At 68.8% G+C, this 1,264-nt stretch carries 1 protein-coding gene and 1 riboswitch; the gene reads left to right on the top strand.

All coding sequences use genetic code 11. From position 1 onward, the window contains the following. Positions 1-77 precede the first annotated feature (77 nt). A riboswitch (cyclic di-AMP (ydaO/yuaA leader) is annotated at positions 78-270 on the top strand. 5 nt (positions 271-275) lie between these two features. Next, positions 276-926 carry a C40 family peptidase gene (locus BJF77_RS02880; protein WP_047804867.1) on the top strand — a complete coding sequence of 217 codons (651 nt, stop codon included), beginning with the start codon at positions 276-278 and terminating at the stop codon, positions 924-926. The last annotated feature ends 338 nt before the right edge of the window (positions 927-1,264 follow it).

Genomic DNA, 1,264 nt, shown 5'->3' with positions numbered 1-1,264 from the left:
CGAATCGGATTGTGATTGTTCCGTAATAGACCTGTTATTGTGCACGGTGTGCCGGTTGCTGATCCGCTCGGCATCCCCGTGGCACATCGCCGAGTTCTGCCGGTGCCCGGGGTTCCTGAAGAGAAATCGCTTGGCAGAAGCGGGGAAACCATTTCCGGTCCCGGTGTGCCGGGGCCTTGGGGTTAAGTCGTTCAGAGCGCGTGCGTCCTGAACGGCCGGGTGTCTCCCACCCGAACCCGACAGCTCACCTCGTAGGCAAAGGGAGGAACCCACCCATGTCGCTTTTCAAGCAGAACACTGCCCGCCACCGCGCCGGGACCACCTCGCGCGCCGGGCGCACCACCGCCATCGCCGCCGCTGCTGGTGTGGCCGTGATGGGCTCCATCGCCCCGGCCCAGGCCTACGCCGAGATCCCCGCCGCCTCCGGGTCCTCCTATGCGGCTCCGGCCGCAGGGATGGCCAATCTGGCCTCTTACACCACCCAGGCCCCGGTCACCGCGCAGCCCGCCGACCAGGCCCCGGCCCCGCAGCAGGGCGCCGCCACCTCGAGCGTGAGCCCGCAGTCCACCGCCATCACCGAGATCGCCCCGGCCGCCGGCGGCATCGTGGGCACGGCCATGCAGGGCGTGGGCACCGGCTACGTCTGGGGCGGGACCTCTTTCGGGGCCTGGGACTGCTCCGGGTTCACCGGGTGGGTCTACGCCCAGAACGGCATTGACCTGCCCCGCACCAGTTTCCAGCAGATCGCCGCCGCCACCCCGACTTCCACCCCGCAGCCTGGGGACCTGGTGTCTCAGAACGGTGGCAACCACATCGGCATCTACATCGGTGGCGGCAAGATGGTCTCGGCGCTGAACCCGACCCAGGGCACCTTCGTCCACTCCGTCAACGCCATGCCCCTCGACGGGTACTACACCTACCGCTGAGCCGGACTCGCTGCTGCGGTGGCGGCCGGTCGTTGCCGGACCATCCATCGAGTGTGGAGTGCCCCGACAGGATCCTCGCCGGTGAACCTTCGGGGCACTCCGCGCCTGGATGCAGTCTTGAACAGTCGCGACGATCCTGCCGCCCTGCGCTCGGCAGGGAATCTGTGCGCGGATGTCGACCTTGCTGTACGGCCCCGGAAAGTACGCATGGCCTTGCCTCACCTCCCGCTGGATACGGGCAGCACTCTTCCCGCCCGGCAGGGGCATTGGAGCGACGGCCGCCCGGGGTGCGGTGATGGCTCGGGGGACGGGGATGTCGCAGTGGCGGACGGCACCCC

It is taken from the genome of Kocuria sp. CNJ-770 (assembly GCF_001942375.1).
Lineage (GTDB): Bacteria > Actinomycetota > Actinomycetes > Actinomycetales > Micrococcaceae > Kocuria > Kocuria oceani.
The sequence above is the reverse complement of the archived record's forward strand: the minus strand, read 5'-3'. Positions and strand labels throughout refer to the sequence as shown.